Source organism: Rathayibacter agropyri (genome assembly GCF_013249015.1).
GTDB classification, from domain to species: domain Bacteria; phylum Actinomycetota; class Actinomycetes; order Actinomycetales; family Microbacteriaceae; genus Rathayibacter; species Rathayibacter agropyri.
Window position 1 is genome coordinate 20,700 of sequence record NZ_JABRPL010000008.1, and the last position, 19,680, is coordinate 40,379.

Here is a 19,680-nt window from a genome sequence, read left to right on the forward strand (position 1 = left end):
TCGTCAGCCGCGACCCGCTCCGCTCAGATCTCGCCCCGGGTGAGCAGCAGCCGGTAGGGTGCCGCGCGCTCCACCCGCCAGCCCTCGGGCGCGACCGCGCGCAGTTCCGCCGCGGTGAAGCTGCGCCGCACAGAGAGCGAGCCGTCGTAGTGAATAAACGAACCGGCGGCGATCGGGCGCGTCGCGAGGAGGTATGCCGTGTACGCCAGCCGCGAGCGCTCGATGTCGTTGTGCAGCGCGCGCGGAGCGAGGCTCTCACTGTCGCGGAGAAGCGCGTCGAGGTCCTGGGGGCTCAGATGATGCAGGACGTGGTTGGAGGTGACGAGGTCGAACCGCGCGCCTTCAGCGACGAGGTCGGCGCTGCTCGCTCGGCGGAACTCGACTCCGGCCGGGGTGGGTGTCGAGGTGGCGAAGGCCGAGGCGCGCTCGTCCGGATCGACGGCGGTGATGCTCAGGCGCAGGCCGTCCTCGCGCGCCCAGCCCGCGAGCGAGCGGGCGACATCGCCGCCTCCCGACCCGATGTCGAGCAGGCGGAACGGCGCGTCACTGCCCAGCAGTGGCCGCACGCGCGAGCGGTACAGGCCCCGCCAGCCCGACACGAGCCGGTTCACGGTGCCGAAGCGCGCATAGGTCGCATCGAGCAGGGCTCGGTCGCAGTCCGGATCGTCCATCAGCTCCTGGGCCGAGACCTCGCGGTGGCGCAGGTCGGGGGCCAGGGGAGCGCGCGGCATCACTGTCCGCCCCGCTTGGTCAGCAGAGCGAGCTCGACGGTGAGGCCCGGACCGAACGCCATCGCGCCGATCCGCTCGCCGTCGACCGCCTCGCCATGCAGGAGCCGCTGCAGGATGAAGAGGACCGTCGCGCTCGACATGTTGCCGCGCGTCCTCAGCACCTCGCGCGAGGGACGCATCTGCTCGTCGCTGAGGCTGAGCGAGGTCTGCACTTTGTCGAGGATGCTCCGGCCGCCGGGATGGATCGCCCAGCGCGCCACGTCGTCCATCCCGACAGCGGCGCTCGCGAGGAGCGGAGCGACTGCTGCCTCGATGTTCGCGCCGATGATCGCCGGCACGTACGTGCTCAGTCGCATTGAGAAGCCGTGGTCGCCGATGGTCCATGCCATTTCGGTCTCGCCCTCGTCGGTGAGCGTCGTCGCCAGGGCGTCGAGTTCGAGCACGGGGGTGCCGGGAGCGGGCTCGCGCGCGGTGACGACCGCCGCGGCGCCCCCGTCGGCGAAGACGGAGGTGGCGACGATCTGCTCGGGATCATTTGAGCTGGTCACGTGGATGGTGCACAGCTCGACCGCGACGACGAGGACCACCGCCTCCGGATCCGCCTCGCAGAACTGCCGAGCCGCCCGCAGCCCCGGGAACGCGCCGTAGCAGCCCATGAAGCCGAGGTGGAAACGCTGCGTCGAGGGGGCGAGGCCGAGGCGACGCACGAGCTGGTAGTCGGGTCCGGGTGCGTAGAAGCCGGTGCACGACACGGTGACGACGTGGGTGACGTCCTCCGCGCTCAGCGACGCAGCCCCCAGTGCGCGCTCCGCCGCCTGGGTGAAGAGTTCGGGAGCGCGCTCCGTATAGAGCGCGTTGCGCGCCGCGGTGCCCGGATCGAGGACCCGGCCCTGGGCCGCGTCGTAGAAGACGCTGTCGCCCTCCCGCTTGACACGGTCGAGCTCGTCGACCACGGTGCCCCGGGTGTCGATTCCGGACGCGTCAAATGCCGCTCCGATCAGGCGGGAGCCGAGCCGGCTGATCCCGGGTTGTGCTTGGAAGAGGTCGCGGGCCTCTGTCTGGCGCAGGACGGTAGCCGGCACCGCCGTCTCGATACTGCGGATCTGCACGCTCATCCGGGCGAACCTATCGCAGGAACGCGCGGGTGAGCGACGTCCTGAAGCGGGATCAGAGGATCGGCTTTCCGCCGGTGACCGCGATCGTCGCCCCGCTCATATAGCTCGCCTCATCGGAGGCGAGGAGGACGTACGCGGGTGCGACCTCGGCCGGCTGACCTGGCCGACCGAGCGGGACCTGCTCGCCGAACTCGGCCACCGCCTCCTCGGGCATGGTGGAGGGGATAAGCGGCGTCCAGATCGGCCCGGGGGCGACGGAGTTGGCCCGAATCCCTTTCTCGCCGAGGGCTTGGGCAAGGGACGCGGTCATGCTGAGCATCGCCGATTTCGTCGCCGCGTAGGGCAGCAACTGGTAGGACGGCTGGTCCGACTGCACCGAACTCGTCGCGATGATCGACGCGCCCGTCGTGAGGTGCGGCAGAGCCGCCTTCACGAGATGGAAATAGGCGCTCACGTTCGTCGCGATCGTGCGGTCCCACTCCTCGTCGGGGATGTCGGTGATGCTCTCGCGGCTCATCTGGAACGCGGCATTGCTGACGAGCACCTCGAGGTGACCGAAGTGCTCCACGGTCTCGGTGACGACGGAGCGGCAGTGCGCCGGATCCTGGAGGTCGCCGGGGAGGAGCAGTGCCTCTCGGCCCGCCTCGCGGACCCACTTCGCCGTGTCCTGGGCGTCCTCGTGCTCGTTGAGGTACGAGATCGCCACATCGGCGCCCTCCCGGGCGAATGCGATCGCGACCGCCTTGCCGATCCCACTGTCGGCTCCCGTGATCAGGGCGACCTTGCCGCTGAGGCGACCGGTGCCGGTGTAGCTCGTCTCCCCGTGGTCGGCCTTCGGGGTCAGCTCGGCCTCGGTGCCGGGCGGCGTCTGCTCGGGTGATTCCGGAGTCATGGTTCTCCCTCGTGTGATGGCTCCATGCAAGCGGGTGTGCGGGGGAGCGCGTAGGGGGTTGACGGCGGGTGGGCGATGATCGACGTTCGTCACTCGGACGGCCTGGGCGGTGCCACGATGGTCCGATGAACGCAAGACATCAACCCGTCGTCGTCCTCGCCGGGGCGAGCGGTTTCCTCGGAACCGATCTCGCCCGGCGTTTCACCGCCGACGGCTGGAACGTGAAGCGGATCGGCCGCTCCGGCCCCGACGGGAAGTGGGGTGACACGGCCGGAATTACGCGCGTGCTCGACGGCGCGCGCCTGCTCGTCAACCTCGCGGGCAAGAGCGTCGACTGCCGGTACACACGGGCGAACCGGGCCGAAATCCTCCGCTCCCGGGTGCAGACGACCGCCGAGCTGCACCGTGCAGTCGCCGCCGCCGCGACGCCTCCGCCCGTGTGGATGAACGCCAGCACCGCCACGATCTATCGGCACGAGGAGGAACGTGCGAACACCGAGGACGAGGGCGTGCTCGGCGAGGGCTTCTCGGTCGAGGTCGCACGGGCGTGGGAGGCGGAATTTTTCTCCGGGGAGACGCCCGGGGTGCGGCGTCTCGCGCTGCGGATGACGATCGTGCTCGGTGATGGTCCCGCGACGGCGATCCTGCTGCGGCTGGCGCGGTTCGGGCTCGGCGGGCCGCAGTTCGACGGGCCGTGGCCCTCGACGCGCGATCGGCGCGAGGCGGGGGTGCACCACGACTACCGGCGCACGCGCGGGCGGCAGCACTTCAGTTGGATCCACGTCGAGGACGTCTACCGCTCGATCCTGTTCCTGGAGGGGTCACGGCTGGCGGGACCGGTGAACCTCGCGTCGCCGAACCCCAGCGACAACATCGAACTCTCCCGGCTGCTGCGCGCCGCGGTCGGTCGCAGGATCGGCCTGCCCGCGCCGCGCTTCGTCCTCGAGCCCGCGACGTTCCTGCTCCGGACCGAGCCCGAACTCCTGCTCAAGAGCCGCTGGGTCGTTCCCGCCCGCTTGGAGGAGTCGGGCTTCTCCTTCGCTCACCCTCACCTCGCCGAAGCCCTCCGCGCCGTCGTCGCCTCCCGCTGACCCTTCCTGCGCCGTGCCGCCCAGGGAGCGCAGCGTGGACGACTAGCGCAGTGCGACGCGCAGAGCGATGTCGCGGCGATACGTCCCGCCGTCGAGGTGGATGAGGTCCAGCGCCCGGTAGGCCCGCTCGCGCGCCTCGGCGAAGTCGGCTCCCCGGGCCACGACGTTCAGCACTCGGCCGCCAGTGGCGACGAAGCGACCATCAACGATCTGGGTCGCGGCGTGGGCAAGAGTGACTCCGGGGACCGCGGCCGCCGCGTCCAGTCCGGTGATCGTGCGGCCCGTGACGGCGTTCTCGGGGTAGCCCTCGCTGGCCAGCACGACGGTAACGGCCACCTCGTCGGAGAACGCGGGCCACGGCACAGAGGCAAGCGAGCCAGTGGCGGCCGCGTGCAGTAGTGCGGACAGCGGCGAGGAGAGCCGGGGGAGGACGACCTGCGTCTCGGGGTCGCCGAAGCGGGCGTTGAACTCGATCACGCGCAGCCCCGCATCCGTGACGATGAGGCCGCAGTAGAGGAGGCCGACGAAGGGGGTGCGCTCGCGTTCCAACTGCCGGATCGTCGGAATGGCGACCGTGTCGATGACCTCGTCGATGAAGGCGCGTTCACTGCTCCACCGGTCCGCGAGCCACGGGAGCGGCGAGTAGGCGCCCATGCCGCCGGTGTTCGGACCCTCGTCGCCGTCGCCGAGGCGTTTGAAGTCCTGCGCGGGGGAGAAGGGGACGACGTCGTGCCCGTCGGAGAGGAGGAACAGTGAGACCTCCTGGCCGGCGAGGAACTCTTCGATCAGGACATCGCCCGACTGGAGCCAGAACTCGGCGTGCGCGATCGCGGCGCTGCGTGACTCGGTCACCAAAACGCCCTTCCCCGCGGCGAGCCCGTCGGCTTTGACGACCGACGGGAGTCCGTACTCGTCGATCGCGCGGGTCGCGTCCACGAGGGTCGAGACGCGGGTGGCGCGGCCGGTGGGGACGCGGGCCATGTCCATCACGCGTTTGGCGAAGGTCTTCGAGCCTTCGAGGGCGGCTGCGCCGCGGTCGGGTCCGAAGGTGGGGATGCGGCGTCGGCGGAGCACGTCGGCGACGCCGGCGACCAGCGGCGCCTCCGGGCCAATGACGACCAGCTCGACACCCTGCTCCACGGCGAAGTCGCTGACCAGGCGCGGGCTGTTCGTATCGAACTGGATGACCTCGACGTCGCGCGCGATGCCCGCATTGCCCGGGGCGGCGATGATCTCGTGCTGCTCCGGCTCGGCGAGCAGAGCGGTGATGATGGCGTGCTCGCGGGCACCGGAACCGAGAACAAGGATCTTCACCCTGACAGGATAGGCCCGCCTTGCCGAGCCCTCGCCCGCGCCGTCCGCCGCTCCGCGAGACGGGGGTGGACGGGCGGAGGGGGACAGGCGGGGAGGATAGGGGGGTGGCTAAGGGCAGGATTGATGAGGCGGGCGGACAGGCGGCGGTGCGGGCGGCGCTCGCCGGTGGAGCGGACCGGAACACGACGGCGGTTGCCGTGCGGTTCCTGTTGCAGATCATCGAGACGACCGTTCCGGGGCGTAGCGTCGAGGTGCGCGTGCCCCCGTTCGGGGCCGCGCAGTGCGTCGAAGGACCAGGCCACACCCGCGGCACGCCGCCGAACGTGATCGAGATGGACGCGGCGACCTGGCTCCCGCTCGCCACCGGCGCTCTCCCGTGGAGCGAGGGCCTCGCGAGCGGGCGGATCCACGCGTCGGGGGTCCGCGCCGACCTCTCGCCGTTCCTGCCGATCCTCCGAACCACGGGGTTGGCGCCGAGTTAACTTCTCGTAAACGCCGTGACGATCTGACGCCGCACAGTTTGACCTGGGGTGCGCCGTCGGGTTGTCTGGGAATATCCCCCTCACGCGGCACGAATCGCCTTCGGATCGTGCGCTCGATGCTTGGAGTACTCCACCAGATGCGAAGCTCTGCCTCCGGCCGCCCCGGCCACTCCCGTTCTCTCTCCGCCGCGATTGTCGGCGTCGTCGCGGCTGCGGCCTTGCTCGGAGCAGCCCCCGCCTCGGCGGCCGACGAGCGCGTCATCGACGTGTACACGATGAACGACTTCCACGGTCGCCTCGAGGCGTCGGCCGGCTCGAGCATCGACGGCAGCGTGCCCGGCGCCGCGTCACTCGCCTCCGCGTACGCCACCCTCTCGGCCGGGAACCCCACCGGTTCGATGCTCCTGTCCGCGGGCGACAATGTCGGTGCCTCGACCTTCACCTCGCTGGTGCAGAACGATGACCCGAGCATCGACGCGCTGAACTTGATGGGCGTCTCGGCCTCGGCCGTGGGTAACCACGAGTTCGACAAGACCCGCACAGACCTCGACGACCGGATCATCCCGCGCGCCGACTTCGACTACTTCTCCTCGAACCTCCTCGAGAAGGGCACCGGTGAGCACGCCTACGCCCCCTCGTTCGTCCAGGACTTCGACGGCGTGACCGTCGGTTTCGTCGGTGCGACCACTGCGAGCCTGCCCGACCTCGTCAGCCCGGACGGCATCGCGACCCTCGACGTCGCCCCGGTCGTTGACTCGGTGAACGCCGAGGCTGCGCGCCTGCGCGACGGCATCGACGACTCCGCCGACTCCTCCGTGCCGGCGGCGCAGAAGAACCTGGAGGCCGACGTCGTGGTTGCCGTCGTGCACGAGGGCGCCGAGACCGCGGACGCTGACTTCACCGACGCCGGTAGCACGTTCGGTGCGATCGTCGACGGGATCGGCGACCAGGTCGCCGGAATCGTGTCGGGCCACACCCACCAGGCCTACAGCCAGGTCGTGACCCTCCCCAGCGGCAAGACGCTCCCGGTCGTGCAGGCCGGACAGTACGGCAACCACCTCGGGCACCTCGCCATCACCGTCGACCCGTCCGGTGGTGATCTCGTCTCCGTGACCTCGGAACTCATCGACACGCTGACCCCGGTTCAGGTGACCGACCCGAAGACCGGTGTCGTCTCGACCGTGTACCAGCCCCGCTACGCCGCCGACTCGACTCCGGTCGGGCGCGACGTCGCTGCGCTGGTTGCCGACGCGGTCGCGGTGGCGGAGGTGAAGGGCGCGGTCTCGATCGGCTCCGTCACCGCCGATCTGCGCCGCGGCGTGCAGTCCGACGGCTCCGAGAACCGCGGAGCCGAGTCGACGATCGGCAACCTGGTCGCCGACGCCCAGCTCTGGGCCACGCAGGCCGACCTCGGCACGCAGATTGCCTTCATGAATCCGGGCGGCATGCGCCAGGACATCCTCTTCGCCTCGAGCGGTGCGAATGACGCCGACGGCAACGTCACCTACAAGGAGGCGGCGGTCGTCCAGCCCTTCGCCAACACCCTCGTCACCCAGACGCTGACTGGCGCCCAGATCAGGACGGTGCTGGAGCAGCAGTGGCAGCCGGGCAAGACGCGACCGGAGTTGCACCTCGGCATCTCGGCCGGCCTGTCGTACACCTACGACCCGGCCGCCGCGGTCGGATCGCACATCACCGGCGTCTTCTTCCAGGGCGAGCGGATCACCGACGACCAGACCTTCAAGGTCGTTGCTAACTCGTTCCTCGCGGCCGGCGGCGACAGCTTCACCGAACTGGCGAACGGCGCCGACAAGGCCGACTCCGGCCGCGTCGACCTGAACGCATTCACCGAGTACATGGCTGCGTTTTCGCCGGTCTCGCCCGACCCCGCCACGCGCTCGATCGGTGTGACCGAGACCAGCGCCGAGGGCGACGACACGCTCTCGTACAGCCTGTCCTCGCTCGATGTGAACAACTCCGCCGTCCATGACGACGAGGTGCAGGTGCTGATCGACGGAACGCAGGTCGCCAGTGCCGCGATCGACCACAGTGTCGTGTCGACGACGGACGAGCAGGGCCTGGCTGCCGTGAGCTTCTCGACGGTCGGACTCACCGCCGGCGAGCACGAGCTGCGGTTCTCGCTGCCGACGACCGGCGTCTCGGTTCGCTCCACTCTCACGGTCGCCGAGGGTGCCGCGGCTGCGCCCGCCCCGGATCCGGTCGAGACCGCGGTACCGACGAACCCCGTGACCACCGTCCCGGCCGTGCCGGTGGCGTCTGGCGGATCGACGCACCACCTCGCCGAGACCGGGGTCGACGCGACGCCCGCGTTCGCCGCCGGGATCGCGGCCCTCCTGCTCGGGCTAGGCATGACGGTGGCGCGACTGCGTCGCCGGACCGCTTCGAAGTAGCACGTGCACGACGAAGGGCCCTCGACTCCGGTCGGGGGCCCTTCGTGCACCGACCACCGGAAACGCGAGAACGCCGCCTCCCCAGGGAGACGGCGTCGGAACGCGATGAGGTGCTGTCGCCGAGCGCGGGGCTCAGTGCTGCGCGGGGACCTGACGGTAGCCGTCGCGGCGGGCGACGAGCACCGTTGACACCGTGCCCCATGCGGCGAGGCCACTGAGGACGACGAGGATTGCGATGCTCATGAGTGTTCTGCCTTTCGTTGCGGCGGCGATCAGACCATCCGCCGGGATGCTGGGTACAACGTCTACTATCAGCCCGCGCGTTCCTTAGGACAACCGAACTGTTCTTGAGTTGACGTGTAGCGTTCCTACATGGACGTGCGTCGATTGGAACTGCTCAGAGAACTCTCGATGCGCCGCTCGATCACCGCGGTCGCGGAGGCGACCCACCGCACCCCCTCCGCGGTCTCGCAGCAGCTCAAGGTGCTCGAGCGCGAGGCGGGCGTGCCGCTGATCGAGCGGTCGGGACGGGGGGTCGTGCTCACCGCGGCGGGACGGGAGCTGGCCCGCAGCGCCACCGAGATCGCCATTGCGCTCGAACGGGCGGACGCGGTCTGGCAGACGTTCAAGAACAACCCGATCGGCGAAGTGACGATCGCGACGTTCCCGACCGCCGGGCAGATGCTCCTCCCGAACGCCCTCGTCGCGCTGCGCAGCGTGGAGGGACTCGTCGTGCAGTGCGAGGACGCCGATCCCGGCACCGACGAGTTCGCCGATCTCACTGCCGACTTCGACATCGTCCTCGCCCACTCACCCACGGGCCGGAGCGCCTGGGCTGGCCGCGGGCTGGCGATGGCCGAGCTGATGGTCGAGCCGCTCGACATCGGGCTGCCGGTCGGTCACCGCCTCGCCGACCGCGCGACCGTGTCGGCGGCTGACCTGGTCGGCGAGACCTGGATCGGTGTCCCGGACGGCTTCCCCTTCGAGCGTGTCATGCAGGACATCGAGACCGCGTCGGGTGAGGCGGTCAGGGTGGAGCAGCGCTTCGCCTCCACGCGCGTCACGGAGGCGTTCGTCGCGGCCGGCCTGGGAATCGCAGTGCTGCCGCGGTATACGGCGGGAGGCGTGGGCGTCGTCGTGAAGCCGCTGCGCGGGGTGAACTCGGTGCGGCACATCGTCGCGCTGATGCGGCCGGACCGGGCGGAGCGGCTCTCGGTCCGCACCGTCGTCCGCGAGCTGCGCGCGCAGGCGGCTCGGCTCGTCCACGCGCTGTGAGCCTTTCGCGGGCCGGCTCAGGGAATTCGTTGCCCGTGCCCGAGCGGGAGAGAATGGACGAATGACCGATCCGCTCGACTCCTCGCCGCGCCCTGAGGTCTCCCGTGAGGAGGTGGACGTTCGGCGCTCCCCGCGCGTGTGGCGCATCCTGGCGCTCGGTGCCGGGCTCGGCGCGATCGTCGCCTTCGTGTTGACCTTCGCGCTCCCCGAGACCGAGGGGTTCTCGCGAGGTCAGGTCTTCGGCTTCAGCCTGCTGCTCTTCGTCACGCTGTTCGGCGCACTCGCGGGTCTCGTCGTGGTGCTGCTCGACCGTGTCGTCGGTCGGCGAGTGGTGCGCACGACAGCGGAGCGAATCGTCGAGCGTGAGGAGCCGGCGGAGCGGGTGGAGTCGGCGGCTCCGATCACCGACGAGGGCGACGCGGCGACTCCGTCCGAGCGCGACTAAACCTCCCGGACCGCCGCCTCGAGCCTCAGCGGCCCCGGCGCGACGCGCGACGGCGGGTGCTCGCGCCGGAGCGTCCGCCCGCTACCCGCTTCGCCTTCTGCGTCTTCGAGACGCGGCGTGCGATATACGTGAGCAGGAACGGCAGAATGCGGTAGAACACGGGAACTCCTCGTCTGGATGCGCGCCGATCGCGCACGCTCCGATCATGGAGCGGACCGCCGATCCCCGGCAGCGGTTGCGTGCCGCCTGTGTCTGTGTGCAGCCCTCGCTCGCTCAGCGATCAGCTCAGCTGCGTGCGCTCCACCCAGTCGAGGTATTTGGGGGTGACGCTGCCGGTGATGATCGCCGCCTTGAGTGGATGCGCCGCGGGGTCGGCGCCTATCTCGATCACAGAGGACTCGGATCGAGATCGTCACTCTTCATCGTTCCCGAGGAGACGGTCACGCTGCAGAACTTATCCAGAGGGAAGCTCAGGCCGTTGATACCCCGGGCAAAACGAAGCGGACGCTCTCCGCCCGGAGCATCGTGAAGGGGTCGATGCACGGGACACCCATAGCGGCACAGGCGTCCGGGATCTTGATCTTCCGAGTTGCTTTCGGTTCCGCCTTTTCGTGGGTTACAACGGTGTGGTCATGCGCGTGGGCGTACGCCACGAGCTGGAAGTCCCCGACACTGAGGAACTGGCTTATGGCGGCCGGAGTGAAATTCGAGCTGTTCGCCCAGACTGAGACTGCCGCAAGGCTCGGTAGTGACGCCTGGTCCATCTGAAGGAACATCGGGCCACGACCGCCCGCCCACGTCGACAGTTCGTCCGCCATCGCCTTCAGTTCGTCCGCAATCTTGTCGATGCTGCAGAGGAGCCCTGCAGAGTGTCCGTGGTCCAGCCAGTCCCAGAACGCCGGCACAGTACCTGGCTTCTTCTGAGGCGCGTCACAGCCACTAAGCCATCTCCCTACTTGAATCCATACTGCAACTCCTATCCGTTTGAGCGTCGAGAGCGCAGCACAAGATACGTAGCCAGAAGAGCCAGCCCCGCAGGAATCGACGGCCCAGACCATAGGCAGATCACGACCGGCCACGGGGCTCCAGAAAGCCACTGACCATACGGACCATTCAACAGCGTGACCTGCGCGATATTCAACCCGGCCCCGGCGACGGCCAGCACCGGGAACGACCAGTAGGTGCGGGTTACGCCATGCCTTCGCAGCGTTGCAGCTGTCCAGAAAAACCCACCCAAGGCTACGCCAAATAGACCCAATGCGGCGAGAATGCCAGGCACACCTAGTTCGCTTGTGCCCGCGGGCAGGGTGATGCGGAGCGCGAGGATTGCATAAAAGAGCACCAGGACAGCCCCGCAGAACACCGCCCCGGCTGCAGATAGGCCGCCCGCCCGCACAGCATTAACTTGACTTCGCACTGGAGCGACCATCAACGGAAGCTCTGGTGCCAGCGCTGAATTAGGTAGTACAAGTACATCTGACCTGGGGTTTTGTGACGCTCAGGCAAGTTTTGCATGCGCGTCAATGTACGGCAAAGTTGCGACCCCTCCTGCATCGCACGCCCGGCGCCGCACGCCCATAGTGGCAGGAACCGCAGACAATGAGCTCCTCTCTGACGCGCCCTGCGACGCTCCCGAGCAGGTGCTGACCCGCCCGGCCCAGATCACGTCGCGCCTCCGGGGGCGATCAGCTCAGCTGCGTGCGCTCCACCCAGTCGAGGTATTCGGGGGTGACGCTGCCGGTGATGTACTCGCCGGTGAAGCAGCTCGTCTCGAGGTCGGTCACCGTCGAACCCTCGAGGATCGCCGCCTTCATATCGGCGACCTCCTGGTAAATCAGGTGGTCGGCGCCGATCGCCTCCGCGATCTCGGGGATCGGGCGGTTGTGGGCCACCAGCTCCTGGCGTGAGGGCATGTTGATCCCGTAGACGTGCGGGTAGCGTACGGGCGGCGCCGCGGAGGCGAAGGTCACCGTGTTCGCGCCGGCCGCGCGCGCCATCTCGACGATCTCCTTCGAGGTCGTGCCGCGCACGATCGAGTCGTCGACGATCAAGACGTTCTTTCCCGCGAACTCGCTCGACATTGCGTTCAGCTTTTGCCGCACCGACTTCTTGCGGACCGCCTGCCCCGGCATGATGAACGTCCGCCCGACGTAGCGGTTCTTGTAGAAGCCCTCGCGGTACTCGATCCCGAGCTTCTGCGCCACCTGCATCGCGGCGGGGCGGGAGGAGTCGGGGATCGGCATGACGACGTCGATCGCTCCGCTCGGGGTGTACTGGGCGACGGTGCCGGCGAGGCGGTCGCCTAGGCGCAGGCGCGCCTCATAGACCGAGATTCCGGACATGACGGAGTCGGGACGCGCGAGATAGACGTACTCGAACGAGCACGGGATGAGCCGCGGGTCCTTCGCGCACTGGCGGCTCGCCATCTGCCCGTCGGACGTGAGGAAGACGGCCTCGCCCGGGGCGACATCGCGCACGATCTCGAAGCCCTGCGCCTCGAGCACGAGCGACTCGGAGGCGACCACCCAGTCGTCCGGCGCGCCGGTGTTGCTGCGGCGGCCGACGATGAGCGGACGGATGCCGAAGGGGTCGCGAAAGGCGAGCAGCCCGACTCCGGCGATCAGCGCGATGGTGGCGTAAGAGCCCTCGACGCGCTCGTGCACGCGGGCGACGGCGTCGAACACCTCGTCGGCGTCCAGGTCGCGGCCCGACATCGAGGCCTGGAGCTCGTTCGCGAGCACGTTCACCAGTAGCTCGGTGTCGGAGGTGGTGTTGAGGTGGCGACGGTCGACGCGGAAGAGTTCCTCGGTGAGCTCGCGGGTGTTCGTGAGGTTGCCGTTGTGCACGAGGATGATGCCGTATGGCGCGTTCACGTAGAACGGCTGCGCCTCCTCCTCGCGCTCGGCGTTGCCCTTCGTCGCGTAGCGGACGTGACCGAGGCCCATCGTGCCGAGCAGCGAGCGCATGTCGCGGGTGCGGAACGCTTCGCGGACCTGCCCCGCAGCCTTCTTGATGTGGAGCGTGTTGCCGTCGGCCGTCGCGATGCCGGTCGAGTCCTGGCCGCGGTGCTGCAGGAGCGAGAGGCTGTCGTAGATGGACTGGTTGACCGGCCCGGAGGAGACGATTCCAACGATTCCGCACATGCCGGAGGAGCTCCCAAGGGGATAGCAGGGGGGTTGACGGTCCATCCTGACATGAGGGGAGCGCATCCCCTAATGGCTCGCGCTCGGCGGATCCGCCCGGGCGCGTGGGAACCCGGGTGAGGTGCGCCGGCCACGCCGCCGGTCCCTGGTTCGACCGGGAGGAGCGTCACTGCGACTCCATCGCCCAGCCGGTCCTCGCGCCAGGGATGAGCGGGAGCGACCAGGCAATCTCGCGGGCCAGCTGCCCGGTCTCCGCGAAGAGGCGGACCTGGTGAGTGTCGGCGAGCGCGGCGGCGAGCGTGTCGCGGTCGGCGGGTGCGAAGCCGAGCGACTGCCAGAAGGGGCCGGAGCGGCGGGAGAAGAGCCAGGCGCGGCGCACACCGCTCGCGGCGGCGTCGCCGAGGGCGTGCCGGGCGAGGCGGCTCCCCGCTCCAGTGCCGCGGTGTGCGACGGCGACGCTCCGGATCAGCGCGTGGCGGCCGTCGGTGCTCGACTCCCAGCCTGTGCTGCCGACGACGCGGCCGTCGTCGTCGCGCTCAAGCCAGAGACGCACGGTGGGGGAGTCGAGCCCCGCGAGTGTCAGGTCGGCCGCGCGGAGGAACGCGCGCACCTCGTCCACGTCTGCCGGTCCCACGCGCTCGACTGTCATGCACTCGATGCTGCCGCATCGGGGCGCGGGGCTCGCGAGATGGCGGGGAACGGACGAGATGCCGTGCCGCGGCGGGCGATCTCGTCCGGGCGGAGGTATCTCGCGACATTTCGCGGGGAGGGGGAGGGGGAGGGGGAGGGGGAGGCGGGCAGTCGGTAGGGTCGTCGGGTGAGTGATGAGACGAGCAGTTATGCGCGCGCAGGAGTCGACACGGCGGCGGGGGATCTCGCGGTCGAGTTGATGAAGACGGCGGTGTCCGCGACGCATGACGGTCGGGTCCTGGGCGGTGTCGGCGGTTTTGCCGGCCTCTATGACGTCTCCTTCCTCCGCGATTTCCGCGCACCGCTGCTCGCGACCTCGACCGACGGCGTCGGTACCAAGGTGGCGCTCGCGCAGGCGATCGACAAGCACGACACGATTGGGCAGGACCTCGTGGGGATGGTCGTCGATGACATCGTGGTGGTCGGCGCACGTCCTCTCTTCATGACCGACTACATCGCCTGCGGGAAAGTCGTCCCGTCGCGCATCGCCGACATCGTCGCCGGCGTCGCGCGCGCGTGCTCCGCCACGGGCACGGCCCTCGTCGGCGGCGAGACGGCCGAGCATCCTGGCCTGCTTGGGCCCGACGACTACGACGTGGCGGGAGCCGCAGTGGGCGCGGTCGAGGCGGATCAGGTGCGCGGCGCCGACCGTGTGCGGGACGGCGATCTCGTGGTGGCGATGGCCTCCTCCGGACTGCACTCGAACGGGTTCTCGCTGGTGCGCCACATCCTCGCCGAGCGCGGGATCGGCTTCACCGACCACTCCGACGAGCTGGGCGGTGTCGTCGGCGAGGTGCTGCTCGAGCCGACCAGGCTCTACACCCGGCCGCTGCTCGACGTCCTCGATGATGCGGAACTTGGCTCGGCCGTGCACGCGATCAGCCATGTCACGGGAGGCGGGATCGCGGCGAACGTCGCCCGCGTGCTGCCCCGCGGCTCCTGGGTTGAGGTGGAGCGCTCGAGCTGGAGCCCGTCCGACGTGTTCCGCGCGCTCGCTGGTATGTCGGGCGCGACACTGGAGAGCACGGAGGGCACCTGGAACCTCGGCATCGGCATGGTCGCCGTGGTCGCTGCCACTTCCGCAGCGGATGTCGTCGCGAGGCTCGAGCGCTCAGGCGTGCCGGCGTGGGTCGCAGGCCGGGTCTCGACCGTGATGCGGGCACTCGACGGGTTCGAGCAGGGCGCGAAGGGTGTCGATGGCGGCGCGGTCCGCCTCATCGGCTCCTACGCGGGCTGACCGGGCGGCGACCGGAGCCGGCGCGGGACTTGGGGGTGGGGCTCACGGTCGGCGGATCAGCGGCGCAGCGTCTCGCTCGGGAGTTCGCCGAACCGGGCCGCGTAGTGCTGGGCGAAGCGGCCGCCGCTGACGAAGCCCCAGCGGGCGGCGACATCGCCGATGACGAGTCCGCCTGGCGCTCCGGCGAGCAGTTCGTCACGCGCGCGCTCGAGGCGCACCCCGCGCAAGTAGTGACGCGGCGTCTCGGAGAACGCACGTTGGAACGCCAGCTGCACGCCGCGGACGGTGAGCCCCGCCGCCTCCGCGATGTCGGCAACTCCCAGGGGGAGATCGGCGTTGGCCTGGACGAACTCGACCGCGCGGCGCAGGCGTCGAGCACTGACCGAGGGAGGCGCGGCGGGCAGCGGAGCGATGCGGTGAGCGAAGCAGTGCAGCACGGCCAGGGAGGCGACGCGGGCGGCGGAGTCGCGCTGGAGCGTCGACGGTGCCCGGGTCGCGGCGAGGGTGTCGCGGAGGACGCGGATCGCGTTCCACCAGGTGGCCGCATCCTGGGCGAGGGCCGCGAAGCTCAGCGGCCCCGGCTCGGTGCCGTGAAGCTCCGCCGCGACGTGCTCGAGATGCGCGGCCTCGAAGTGCACGAGTGCGTCCCGGTACTCGAGCGCCTCGAAGCCGAAGGGCCGGCCGGAGGGAAACATCGCGGGCCGACCTGCCACGAGACGACGCTCGTTCCGGCCGAGGTCGACCGCGGCGCGGCCCTCGTTGAGCCAGAGGGCGACGTAGACGCCGCCCGGATCGACGGTGCCGCGCACAGCACCGAGGAACGACGCGGAGTGCAGGCTCACCGGGCCCGGACCTGTGGACGTGTAGCGGTAGCCGAAGGGCACCGCGGTGCGCTCGGCGCGGAACCCCGTCCCGTTGTACGAGCCGGCGAAGAACTCGCGAGCCTCGTCGAGGTCGCTCCCGCGACGCTCCGACTGCCAGACCGGTAGCCGGGAGAGCGTGGGAGAACTCATTCAGCCAGTCTTGCAGGCGCCACCGACATCTTGCAGGCGCCACCGACATTCTGCGTGCCGGTGTGAATCTCGCGAGGACGTGCCTCACCGGTCGGACCGCGCTCCAGCCAGAACAGCGCCAGTGCGGCGACGGCTGCGGTCTCGGCGATGGCGCCGGAGCGGATCATCGCCGCGACGTCGCGGTCGGCGAACCACTGCTGCCGCATGTCCTGCTCCGTGTCCTCGCGCTCGTGCTCGCCGTGCTCGAGTTCCTCCGCGAGGAAGACGTCGACCCACTGAGAGACGAAGCCGTAAGCCTCGGCGAGTCGCCCAAGGTGCGTCAGCCGCCCGGCGCGCAGTCCCGTCTCTTCTCGTAACTCCGCCCGGGCGAGAGCCTCAGGATCGCCGCCCGGAGAACCGTGCGGCCAGCCTCCGGCCGGGAACTCCCACGCGCGGCGTCCGACCGTGTAGCGGAACTGCTCGACAAGCCAAAAGCCGTCGCGTTCGCGGGGGAGGACGAGGGAGTAGTCGTCGCGCTCGACAACGGCGTAGACGCCGCGGCTGCCGCTCGGCCAGCGCACGTCGTCCTCACGAACGCGAATCCACGGCGTCTCGTAGGCGATCCGCGACGAGAGCTGTTCGACCACGCCGTCACGCAGATCGGGGCCGCTCTGTCCGAGCGACCCAGACGACGGATCAGGCACGCTTCTGGTGCGGCTCCTCGACGAGGTCGGCGTCGTCGCCCTCGTCGTCAGCGTCGATCCACTTCGAGTAGTCCGGCTCGTCCGGGTGGCTGAGCTCGCGCTCGAGCGCACTGTAATCGACCGCTGGGCTGAACGATTTCAGCTCACGGGCGATTTTGGTGTTCTTCGCCTTTTGACGGCCGCGCCCCATGGGTGACCCCCTCACGATGACAGGCCAGACGGATGGTGAGCCGGCTGGGGAAAAGAGCAGACAGGGAAAGTTCAAATCTACGCGGTAGTTTAGCAGACGGGGAACACGCCACCCCGGGCCACGGCCTGCCGGGCGGCCGTTCGTCCGTCCCCGACCGCGTCAGGAGCAGTGTGGACAGAGCACTCGAGGCGCGGCCCGTCGTGGTGATCGGTGCTGGCCAGGCGGGACTCTCGGTCGCCTACTACCTGCAGCGGCTGGGTCTTGTTCCGGGGCGTGACCTGGTGATCCTCGATCGTGGGCCGGAGCCGGGCGGCGCCTGGCAATTCCGCTGGGAAGCGCTCAGGCTCGGCTCGGCTCACCGCGTGCACGACCTCCCCGGCATGGAGCGCATCGGCCTGTCGTTCGCCTCCGCGGATCGTCGGCGTCCGGCGCGGGATGTCGTCCGTGAGTACTACGGACGCTACGAGGAGGAGTTCGGCCTCGAGGTCCAGCGACCGGAGGCAGTCCGGCGTGTCACGAGTGCGTCATTCGGCGACACTGGCTCTCCGCTTGTCATCGAGACCGACCGCGCGACCGAGCGGGCGCGAGTGCTCGTGAATGCGACGGGCACGTGGGGATCGCCATTCGTGCCGTACTACTCCGGGCGCGACCGGTTCCGCGGGGTCCAGATCGACACCACCGAGTACGTGCGCGCGGCGGATTTTGCGGGACAGCAGGTGCTGGTCGTCGGCGGCGGCACCTCGGCGATCGGGTTCCTGCTCGAGCTCGAGCGGGTGGCGCGTTCGCTCACGTGGGCGACGCGTCGCCCGGTGATCTACCGCGACGGAGAGCAGCTCGCGTTCGAGTCCGCGGTGGAGGCGGTCGCGGAGCAGGACCGCGCCGCTCGCGCGGGGATGCCCCTCCCGAGCATTGTCGGCGGCACGGGTGTGCAGCGTACCCGCCGCGTCGTCGCCGGGATCGAGCGCGGAGTGCTGCGCGAGCGCGGCATGTTCTCAGCGATCGAGGAGGACGGAGTGCGCTGGCCGGACGGCTCCTTCACCCGGGCTGACGCGATCATTTGGGCGACCGGCTTCCGGCCCGAACTGCGGCACCTCGCCCCGCTCGGCCTGCGAGAGCGCGAGGGCGGGATCGCGGTCGTGGACGGTGCCTCCCTCACCGACCCCCGAGTATTCTTCGCCGGCTATGGACCGACGGCGTCGACGATCGGAGCCAACCGCTCAGGTCGGCGGATCGCCCGAGCGGTTATCACGCGACTGTCCTGAGTGTTCGTCACCGAGGTCAGGATGCGCCAGCACGTGCGAAATAGGCCCCTCGGGCGCATCTGACCTCGATGTCGAACGCGCGACGGGACCCACCATCGAAGCGGAGCGCCCCGTCGCGAGTGCCTACTTCGCGAGGAACTCCAGGACGACGCGGTTCCACTCCTCGGCGTGGCTGACGTTCACGCCGTGGGGGGCTCCGCTGACGACGTACAACTCGGAGGACGGAACAGCGGCGTGGGTGCGTGCGCCCGAGCCCTCGAAGGGGACGGTAGCGTCGCCGTCGCCGTGGATGACGAGCGACGGGACCGAGACGCGAGTCAGATCGTCGCGGAAATCGGTGCTGGCGAACGCCGTCATGCACGCGAGTGCGGCGACCTTGGACGACTGCTTGGCGAGAGTGAGCGCCTCCTGGCGCTGCGCTTCAGTGACCTTCAGCTCGCCATTGACCGAGAAGAACTCGGTGGTGAACTGGTCGTAGAAGTCGTCCTGGCTCTTGGTGAGCCCGGCCGTCATTCCGGCCGCCTGCGACTTCTCGAGCGGACCGTCCGGGTTGTCGCTGGTCTTCATCAGATAGGGAGGGACGGCGGAGGCGAAAACAACGCTGTGCAGGCGCTCGGCCCCGTACTTCGAGAAGTAGCGCGCCACTTCTCCGCCGCCCATCGAGAAGCCAACGAGAGTGACGTTCTGCAGGTCGAGCTCGGTGAGCAGGGCGTGCAGGTCCTCCGTGAGCGTGTCGTAGGTGTACCCGGTGAGCGGCTTGTCACTGCGCCCGAAGCCGCGGCGGTCGTAGGTGATGACGCGGTAGCCGGCCTGGGCACACGCCGGAACCTGCTCCTTCCAGGATTCGCCGGAGAGCGGCCAGCCGTGGATGAGGACGACCGGGCGACCCGAGCCGCCGGTGTCGTCGACATGCAGCTTCGTGTCCTTGAAGAGGCCGTGGTGGGCGGTGATCTCGGTCATGGGTCCGTGCTCCTTCCGGCGCCGTCGCTCGGCGTCACTCGATGCTCGAGGACGACGACCGACCGGATGGGTCAGGCGAGGAGGGTTGACACGGTCGCCGTGATCTCGGTACTCACTCGGCGAGAACGGCGGTGGCCAGCCCCTGCAGAGCCGTCCGCAGACCGGGAACAGCCGGGTCGGACGGGACGGGCGGTGCTTCGAGGATCGCGTTCGCCGCCGCCGTCAGGACACCGAGGGCCGACGAGGAGGACACGACCAGGCCGCTGGGTGGCACTGACGGCCGGACCAGGAGGGAGAGCCGCGCCGTCGACCCACCGGTGCTGATTGACGCGGCGGAACCGGTGGGCAGGGCGGCGAAGGATCCGCGGCCAACGATTGCTCGTTCCCCTCCGAGTGCGACGGTCATCGCGCCCTCGAGCGGGAGCAGGAGTAGCACGGCGGCGGGATCGCCCCACGCATCGGGTTCGAGTCGGACACAGCCCGACGTGTGCCAGATCCGCCACAGTCGGATGTCCGCGGCGACGGCCTCGTGGCCGATCAGGGTGAATGCGGGGTCGTGGTCGAAGTCGCCGCCGCGCTGGCGGAGCCATTCTCGGGCTGCGGCGGCGCGCAGGAGTGACGGGCGGGTGAGGGGATCGGGCAAGGCAGTGGCTCCAGGGGGCAGCGGCGGTGGATGATCCACAACGACGTGAGGAAGCATCAGCCTATGTGCCGGAGGATGGATGGCCACCGAGTGGCGCGTCCCC

Annotated in this window: 20 protein-coding genes; 7 read left to right on the forward strand and 13 right to left on the reverse strand. The window is 69.6% G+C overall.

The annotated features are described in order from the left end of the window. Positions 1-23 precede the first annotated feature (23 nt). Genes HRF29_RS13835 through HRF29_RS13845 form a run of 3 tightly spaced genes read right to left on the reverse strand, consistent with a single transcriptional unit; the run spans position 24 to position 2,738 of the window. Entirely contained in the window at positions 24-731 is a 708-nt protein-coding gene (locus tag HRF29_RS13835; RefSeq protein ID WP_173249429.1) for a class I SAM-dependent methyltransferase, read from the reverse strand. Then, on the reverse strand, positions 731-1,846 hold the full coding sequence (locus HRF29_RS13840; protein ID WP_173249430.1) for a type III polyketide synthase: 1,116 nt from the start codon (positions 1,844-1,846) through the stop codon (positions 731-733). Before HRF29_RS13840 ends, HRF29_RS13835 begins: the two co-directional genes overlap by 1 nt. A 52-nt stretch (positions 1,847-1,898) precedes the next feature. Further along, complete coding sequence (locus HRF29_RS13845; protein WP_173249431.1) at positions 1,899-2,738, reverse strand: SDR family oxidoreductase; 840 nt, start codon at positions 2,736-2,738, stop codon at positions 1,899-1,901. Positions 2,739-2,863: 125 nt separating this feature from the next. Between HRF29_RS13845 and HRF29_RS13850 the strand changes: the two genes are divergently transcribed. Then, positions 2,864-3,829, forward strand: a complete 966-nt coding sequence (locus HRF29_RS13850) for an epimerase (RefSeq protein WP_173249432.1) — start codon at positions 2,864-2,866, stop codon at positions 3,827-3,829. A 42-nt stretch (positions 3,830-3,871) separates the two neighbouring features. Here the strand turns inward: HRF29_RS13850 and purD are convergent, their stop codons facing one another. Continuing rightward, complete coding sequence (purD, locus tag HRF29_RS13855) at positions 3,872-5,143, reverse strand: phosphoribosylamine--glycine ligase (protein WP_173249433.1); 1,272 nt, start codon at positions 5,141-5,143, stop codon at positions 3,872-3,874. Between the two features lie 104 nt (positions 5,144-5,247). Between purD and HRF29_RS13860 the strand changes: the two genes are divergently transcribed. From HRF29_RS13860 to HRF29_RS13875, 4 genes are all read left to right on the forward strand, one after another. After that, a complete protein-coding gene (locus HRF29_RS13860) occupies positions 5,248-5,625 on the forward strand; it encodes a sterol carrier family protein (RefSeq protein WP_173249434.1) in 378 nt (125 codons plus the stop codon). Between the two features lie 137 nt (positions 5,626-5,762). Next, complete coding sequence (locus tag HRF29_RS13865) at positions 5,763-8,036, forward strand: bifunctional metallophosphatase/5'-nucleotidase (protein WP_173249435.1); 2,274 nt, start codon at positions 5,763-5,765, stop codon at positions 8,034-8,036. 372 nt (positions 8,037-8,408) lie between these two features. Beyond that, the gene (locus tag HRF29_RS13870) at positions 8,409-9,311 is read left to right on the forward strand and encodes a LysR family transcriptional regulator (RefSeq protein WP_104266007.1); all 903 of its coding nucleotides are present in this window, start codon (positions 8,409-8,411) and stop codon (positions 9,309-9,311) included. 61 nt (positions 9,312-9,372) lie between these two features. Continuing rightward, on the forward strand, positions 9,373-9,756 hold the full coding sequence (locus HRF29_RS13875) for a hypothetical protein (protein WP_173249436.1): 384 nt from the start codon (positions 9,373-9,375) through the stop codon (positions 9,754-9,756). Positions 9,757-9,781: 25 nt separating this feature from the next. Here the strand turns inward: HRF29_RS13875 and HRF29_RS15240 are convergent, their stop codons facing one another. The 4 genes from HRF29_RS15240 to HRF29_RS13890 form a co-directional block, all read right to left on the reverse strand. Beyond that, positions 9,782-9,916: a hypothetical protein gene (locus HRF29_RS15240; protein WP_281357350.1), complete on the reverse strand. Its 135-nt coding sequence runs from the start codon at positions 9,914-9,916 to the stop codon at positions 9,782-9,784. A gap of 310 nt (positions 9,917-10,226) precedes the next feature. After that, entirely contained in the window at positions 10,227-10,661 is a 435-nt protein-coding gene (locus HRF29_RS13880; protein WP_173249437.1) for a DUF4411 family protein, read from the reverse strand. A gap of 780 nt (positions 10,662-11,441) precedes the next feature. Beyond that, positions 11,442-12,899: an amidophosphoribosyltransferase gene (purF, locus tag HRF29_RS13885; RefSeq protein WP_173249438.1), complete on the reverse strand. Its 1,458-nt coding sequence runs from the start codon at positions 12,897-12,899 to the stop codon at positions 11,442-11,444. Positions 12,900-13,065: 166 nt separating this feature from the next. Continuing rightward, positions 13,066-13,548, reverse strand: a complete 483-nt coding sequence (locus tag HRF29_RS13890) for a GNAT family N-acetyltransferase (RefSeq protein ID WP_173249439.1) — start codon at positions 13,546-13,548, stop codon at positions 13,066-13,068. Positions 13,549-13,716: 168 nt separating this feature from the next. On the opposite strand from HRF29_RS13890, the gene purM reads away from it, so the two are divergent. Beyond that, the gene (gene purM / locus HRF29_RS13895) at positions 13,717-14,826 is read left to right on the forward strand and encodes a phosphoribosylformylglycinamidine cyclo-ligase (RefSeq protein WP_173249440.1); all 1,110 of its coding nucleotides are present in this window, start codon (positions 13,717-13,719) and stop codon (positions 14,824-14,826) included. Positions 14,827-14,882: 56 nt separating this feature from the next. Here purM and HRF29_RS13900 read toward each other — a convergent pair whose 3' ends face one another. Genes HRF29_RS13900 through HRF29_RS13910 form a run of 3 tightly spaced genes read right to left on the reverse strand, consistent with a single transcriptional unit; the run spans position 14,883 to position 16,712 of the window. Next, positions 14,883-15,839: an AraC family transcriptional regulator gene (locus HRF29_RS13900; RefSeq protein ID WP_173249441.1), complete on the reverse strand. Its 957-nt coding sequence runs from the start codon at positions 15,837-15,839 to the stop codon at positions 14,883-14,885. Next, a complete protein-coding gene (locus tag HRF29_RS13905; protein ID WP_343043753.1) occupies positions 15,836-16,522 on the reverse strand; it encodes an NUDIX domain-containing protein in 687 nt (228 codons plus the stop codon). The genes HRF29_RS13900 and HRF29_RS13905 overlap by 4 nt, the downstream gene beginning before the upstream one ends. Continuing rightward, positions 16,515-16,712, reverse strand: coding sequence for a DUF3073 domain-containing protein (locus HRF29_RS13910; RefSeq protein WP_173249442.1), 198 nt, complete (start codon positions 16,710-16,712; stop codon positions 16,515-16,517). Before HRF29_RS13910 ends, HRF29_RS13905 begins: the two co-directional genes overlap by 8 nt. Positions 16,713-16,882: 170 nt before the next feature. Between HRF29_RS13910 and HRF29_RS13915 the strand changes: the two genes are divergently transcribed. After that, positions 16,883-17,974, forward strand: a complete 1,092-nt coding sequence (locus HRF29_RS13915) for an FAD-dependent oxidoreductase (protein ID WP_343043754.1) — start codon at positions 16,883-16,885, stop codon at positions 17,972-17,974. Positions 17,975-18,097: 123 nt separating this feature from the next. Here HRF29_RS13915 and HRF29_RS13920 read toward each other — a convergent pair whose 3' ends face one another. Beyond that, positions 18,098-18,934 (reverse strand): alpha/beta fold hydrolase, encoded by an 837-nt coding sequence (locus HRF29_RS13920; RefSeq protein WP_173249444.1) that lies wholly within the window; start codon positions 18,932-18,934, stop codon positions 18,098-18,100. Positions 18,935-19,046: 112 nt separating this feature from the next. Next, positions 19,047-19,577 (reverse strand): cupin domain-containing protein, encoded by a 531-nt coding sequence (locus HRF29_RS13925; protein WP_173249445.1) that lies wholly within the window; start codon positions 19,575-19,577, stop codon positions 19,047-19,049. Between the last annotated feature and the right edge of the window lie 103 nt (positions 19,578-19,680).